The 5,460-nt window shown below is 67.9% G+C and carries 4 protein-coding genes; 3 read left to right on the top strand and 1 reads right to left on the bottom strand.

The genetic code is table 11. The features are described from left to right. Together H0W38_RS15765 and argJ are read left to right on the top strand one after the other, a co-directional pair. Window positions 1-1,380, top strand: a 1,380-nt coding sequence (locus H0W38_RS15765; protein ID WP_292455783.1) for an SEC-C metal-binding domain-containing protein, incomplete at its 5' end; no start/stop codon positions are given. A gap of 91 nt (window positions 1,381-1,471) precedes the next feature. Continuing rightward, on the top strand, window positions 1,472-2,713 hold the full coding sequence (gene argJ / locus H0W38_RS15760; protein WP_292455781.1) for a bifunctional glutamate N-acetyltransferase/amino-acid acetyltransferase ArgJ: 1,242 nt from the start codon (window positions 1,472-1,474) through the stop codon (window positions 2,711-2,713). 89 nt (window positions 2,714-2,802) lie between these two features. On the opposite strand, the gene ugpQ is transcribed toward argJ, so the two are convergent. After that, a complete protein-coding gene (gene ugpQ / locus H0W38_RS15755; RefSeq protein ID WP_292455780.1) occupies window positions 2,803-3,546 on the bottom strand; it encodes a glycerophosphodiester phosphodiesterase in 744 nt (247 codons plus the stop codon). Between the two features lie 117 nt (window positions 3,547-3,663). Here ugpQ and H0W38_RS15750 point away from each other — a divergent pair. Next, the coding region (locus H0W38_RS15750; RefSeq protein ID WP_292455779.1) for a DUF3683 domain-containing protein at window positions 3,664-5,460 on the top strand (1,797 nt) is incomplete at its 3' end.

Here is a 5,460-nt window from a genome sequence, read left to right as displayed (position 1 = left end):
AACTCCGAGCTGATCTCCACGCTGCTCGAAAAAGTCAAGCTGCCGCACGAGGTGCTCAATGCCAAGCAGCACCAGCGCGAGGCGGAAATCATTGCCCAGGCCGGCCGACCCAAGGCAGTGACGATCGCCACCAACATGGCGGGCCGCGGCACCGACATCGTGCTCGGTGGCAACGTCGAAAAGCAGGTGCAGTTCATCGAGATCGACGCGGCGATTCCCGACGGCGAGAAGGCGCAGCGCATCGAGAAACTCAAGGACGAATGGGCCGGCCTGCACGAGCAGGTGAAGGCGGCCGGCGGCCTGCGCATCGTCGCCACCGAACGGCACGAGTCGCGGCGCATCGACAACCAGTTGCGCGGCCGCTCCGGCCGCCAGGGCGACCCCGGCAATTCGCGCTTCTACCTGTCGCTCGAAGACCCGCTGATGCGCATCTTCGCTGGCGACCGCGTCAAGGCGATCATGGAGCGGCTGAAGATGCCGGAGGGCGAAGCCATCGAAGCCGGCATCGTCTCGCGCAGCATCGAAGGCGCCCAGCGCAAGGTCGAGGCACGCAACTTCGACGTGCGCAAGCAGTTGCTGGAATACGACGACGTTGCCAACGACCAGCGCAAGGTCATCTACCAGCAGCGCAACGACATCCTCGAATCCGCCACGCTGTCTGAGCAGATCACCAATCTGCGCCGAGGCGCCATGACCGACGTGGTGCGCACCTGCGTGCCGGCGGAGAGCGTCGAGGAGCAGTGGGACCTGCCCGGCCTGGAAAAGGTTCTGCGCGACGAGTGGCAACTCGAAGTGCCGCTGGTCGCTGAGGTGGACAAGAGCGAAGCCATCGACGCCGACGATATCGTCGCGAAGGTCGTCGCCGCCGCCGACGAGGCCTTCAAGGAAAAGGTCGAAATCGTCGGCGCCGAGCAGTTCGCCGGCTTCGAGCGCGCGGTGCTGCTGCAGTCGATGGACACCCACTGGCGCGAGCACCTTGCCGCGCTCGACTATCTGCGCCAGGGCATTCACCTTCGCGGCTACGCCCAGAAGAACCCGAAGCAGGAGTACAAGCGCGAAGCCTTCGGGTTGTTCTCGCAGCTGCTCGACGTGGTGAAGATGGACGTGACGCGCCTGCTCATGACGGTGCGCGTGCGCAGCAGCGAAGAGGTGGTGCAGGCCGCCGAGGCGCTGGAGCAGCAGGCCGACCACATCAGCAACGTAACGTACACGCATCCAACCGACGACGGCGGCGTGGCCGTCGAGTCGGACGTCGCCAGCGAAGTCGCCACGCGCATGGCGGCGGCCCCGCAGACGCGGGTGCCCAAGGCGGGCCGCAACGACCCCTGTCCCTGCGGCAGCGGCAAGAAGTTCAAGCAATGCCACGGCAAGTTGGCCTGAGGCTTCGCCGGCGCCGATGAACGCGGCGGTGCAGCCCCGCGCGGCGCGATGGGGCTGCCTACAATTCGCGGCCACTGACCGAAGGACCTCCATGCCCGTCAACCTCGCCGCGCCGAACCCTGCCGATCTGCACGCCGTGGCGGGTGTCGAGATCGGCATCGCCATGGCCGGTGTGCGCAAGGCCAACCGGCGTGACCTCACCGTGATCAGGCTGGCCGAAGGCGCCACGGTGGCGGGCGTGTTCACGCAGAACCGCTTCTGCGCGGCGCCGGTGCAGTTGTGCCGCCAACACCTCGATGCCGCCGCCGGAACGCGCGCGCTGCTCATCAACACCGGCAATGCAAACGCGGGCACCGGCGAGGACGGCTTGGCACGGGCCCGTTCGACCTGCTTGGCTCTCGCCGGCCTGCTGGGCATCGCGCCCGAGCAGGTGCTGCCGTTTTCCACCGGTGTGATCATGGAAACGCTGCCGACCGAGCGCATCGAAGCCGGTTTGCCCGCCGCGCTGGCCGATTGCCGCCCGGACAACTGGGCCGCCGCCGCCGAAGCCATCATGACCACGGACACGGTCGCCAAGGCCGCCTCGCGGCAGATCGTGATCGGTGGCACAACCGTCACGGTGACCGGCATTGCCAAGGGCGCCGGCATGATCCGGCCCAACATGGCGACGATGCTCGGCTTTGTCGCAACGGATGCCAACGTGGCGCCGCCGGTCCTGCGCGCGCTCGTTCGCGAAGCCGCCGACCGCTCCTTCAACCGCATCACCGTCGATGGCGATACCTCGACCAACGACAGCTTCGTGCTGATCGCCTCAGGCCAGGCAGGCCATGCCGAGATCACGCAGCTCGACTCCCCGGAGGGCGCAGCCCTGCGCGACGCGGTGATCGCCGTCGCTGAGCAGCTCGCGCAGGCGATCGTGCGTGACGGCGAGGGCGCGACCAAGTTCATCGCCGTGCACATCGATGGCGGACGCAGCGAGGACGAATGCCGGCTCGTCGCCTACGCGATCGCTCATTCGCCGCTGGTCAAGACGGCGTTTTTTGCCAGTGATCCCAACCTCGGACGCATCCTGGCGGCGGTGGGCTATGCCGGCATTGCCGATCTCGACCAGGGCCTGATCGACCTCTACCTCGACGACGTGCATGTCGTCACCCGTGGCGGCCGCCATCCCGGCTACCAGGAGGCTGACGGTCAGCGGGTGATGAAGTGCAGCGAGATCACCGTGCGCGTCGATCTGCATCGCGACGACGGTCCCGGCCGCGCGCAAGCGACCGTCTGGACGTGCGACCTCTCACACGATTACGTCACCATCAACGCGGATTACCGGAGCTGAGGACGGTGGTGCCGTGCGTCGCCCGGCACATTCCGGCCTTTTGCGACCGCCAAAAGCCTCAGGCACCGGCTGCCGAGTCCGCCGAGGGTTCAAGGCAGTGCGTTGGGGTCGAAGCGATCCACTGCATCGGTGATCAATCCGTCGATTCCCCAGGCTCGCAGTCGGGCGGCCTCGGCTGCTTCGTTGACGGTGTAGGCCAGCACTCGCAAGCCCGCGCCGTGCGCCTCGCCGATGAGTGCGGCATCGAGTGCGGCATGATCGGCCACGATGGCAACGCAGCCGAGCGACTGTGCGCGCTCCAGGTCCCTGTCATCGAATCGCTCGAGCAGCAGCGCCCGCGGCAGCCGCTGTGCCGCGTCACGCGCGGCTTCGAGCGCTGCTGACTCGAACGAACTCAGCAGTGGCGGTACGCCGGGCGCAGGCCATAACTGATCGACTCGCCGTGCAATCAGCTCGCCGGTTCGCGCAGCCTCCCCCGGGCCGGGCTTGAGTTCCAGGTTGATCAGGAGACCGGTGGCCAAGGCGTAGGCAGCCAGCGCGTCGAGCTTCGGCAGCCGCTCGCCGGCGAAGCCCGGCCCGTGCCAGGACCCGGCGTCCAGACGCGCCAGTGCAGACCAGGGCAACCCTGCCGCTGCGCCCCGGCCATCCGTGGTGCGTGAGAGCAGGGCGTCATGCAGCAGGAAAGGCTGATCGTCTGCGCTGAGGGTCACATCGCACTCGGCCATCGCGAAGCCGAGCGCCCGGCCGGCGCGGAAGGCGGCCAGCGTGTTTTCGGGCGCCAGCCAGCCGGCGCCGCGGTGGGCGATCCAGAAAGGGTAGGGCCAGTTCGACATGGCCGCATGCTAGCCACCGTGCTGGCTGCGAGGTGGGTGCGCAGCGAAGGGCAGCGGTTTGCTGCACTGCGATAGCATCCCGCGTCAGGGGCTGCTTGTCGCTGTCGCCTGGTGAAAATGAACGCACCGCTCCCCCTCCACAACATCACTCTGGCCGCGCGCGCGGCCCGGCCGCGCCTGCGCGAAATTCCGTACAACTACACGTCGCTGTCCGACCGCGAAATCGTCATGCGGTTGCTCGGAGTGCGGGCGTGGGAGGTGCTCGACCGGCTGCGTGCCGAGCGCCAGACCGGCCGTTCGGCGCGCATGCTTTACGAGGTGCTGGGCGACATCTGGGTGGTGCAGCGCAACCCCTACCTGCACGATGATCTGCTCGACAACCCGCGCCGCCGCAAGCTGCTGGTCGAGGCCTTGCAGCACCGGCTCGGCGAGGTCGGCAAGCGGCGCGTCGCCGGTACCGACGCCGCTTCGGCCGAGCGCAATGCATCGGTCGGCGAACTGCTGGCGCTGGCCGGCGAGGCGGTGCAGCGCTTCGCGGCCGGCTTCGAGGGCATGGCCGCGCTGCGCCGGCGCACGCTCAAGCGGCTGGGCCGCCACACCGCGCGCGACAACATCAAGTTCGACGGCCTCTCGCGCGTCTCCCACGTGACCGATGCGACCGACTGGCGCGTCGAGTACCCCTTCGTCGTGCTCACGCCCGACATCGAGGCCGAGATGGCCGCCCTGGTGGCCGGCTGCATTGAACTCGGCTTGACCATCATCCCGCGCGGCGGCGGCACCGGCTACACCGGCGGCGCGATACCGCTCACCTGGAAAAGCGCGGTCATCAACACCGAAAAGCTCGAGGCGATGACCGAGGTGGAATGGGTCGAGCTGCCTTGCGTGGATCAGCCCGTGCCCACCGTCTGGACCGAGGCCGGCGTCGTGACCCAGCGCGTGATCGAGGCGGCCGAGCGCGCCGGCCATGTGTTCGCGGTCGATCCGACTTCGGCCGAGGCGAGTTGCATCGGCGGCAACATCGCCATGAACGCGGGCGGCAAGAAGGCCGTGCTGTGGGGCACCGCGCTCGACAACCTGGCGAGCTGGCGCATGGTCACGCCCGATGCCAAGTGGCTCGAGGTCGTGCGCATCAACCACAACCTCGGCAAGATCCACGACGCGCCGGTGGCCAGCTTCGAGCTGCATTACTTCGAGGCCGACGGCAAGACGCTCGTGCGCAGCGAGCGGCTCGACGTTCCGGGCGCGGTGTTCCGCAAGGAGGGCCTGGGGAAGGACGTGACCGACAAGTTCCTCGCCGGCCTGCCGGGCATCCAGAAAGAAGGCTGCGACGGGCTCATCACCAGCGCCCGGTGGATCGTGCACAAGATGCCGGCGCACACGCGCACCGTCTGCCTGGAGTTTTTCGGCAACGCCAAGGACGCCGTGCCGAGCATCGTCGAGATCAAGGATTACATGTTCGCGCTGCACAAAGCGAGCAGCGCGAAACAGGGCGGCGAGCCGGCGTCGAACGTGGTGCTGGCCGGCCTGGAGCACCTCGACGACCGCTACCTGAAGGCGGTGGGCTACGCCACCAAGAGCAAGCGCGGCGGCCTGCCGAAGATGGTGCTGGTCGGCGACATCGCCGGCGACGACGCCGATGCCGTGGCGAGAGCCGCCAGCGAGGTGGTCCGCATCGCCAATTCGCGCGCGGGTGAAGGCTTCATCGCGGTGAGCCCGGACGCGCGCCGGAAGTTCTGGCTCGACCGCAAGCGCACCGCGGCGATCAGCAAGCACACGAACGCCTTCAAGATCAACGAGGATGTGGTGATCCCGCTGCCGCGCATGGGCGAGTACACCGAAGGCATCGAGCGCATCAACATCGAGCTGTCGCTGCGCAACAAGCTGGCCTTGATCGATGCGCTCGAAGCCTTCTTC

Source organism: Methylibium sp., from assembly GCF_013817365.1.
Taxonomy (GTDB): Bacteria; Pseudomonadota; Gammaproteobacteria; order Burkholderiales; family Burkholderiaceae_C; genus Methylibium.
The sequence above is the reverse complement of the archived record's forward strand: the minus strand, read 5'-3'. Positions and strand labels throughout refer to the sequence as shown.

Excerpts from the sequence above, each read along its gene's own strand:
- argJ (WP_292455781.1), top strand. The coding sequence starts at position 1,472 with ATGCCCGTCAACCTCGCCGCGCCGAACCCTGCCGATCTGCACGCCGTG.
- ugpQ (WP_292455780.1), bottom strand. The coding sequence starts at position 3,546 with ATGTCGAACTGGCCCTACCCTTTCTGGATCGCCCACCGCGGCGCCGGC.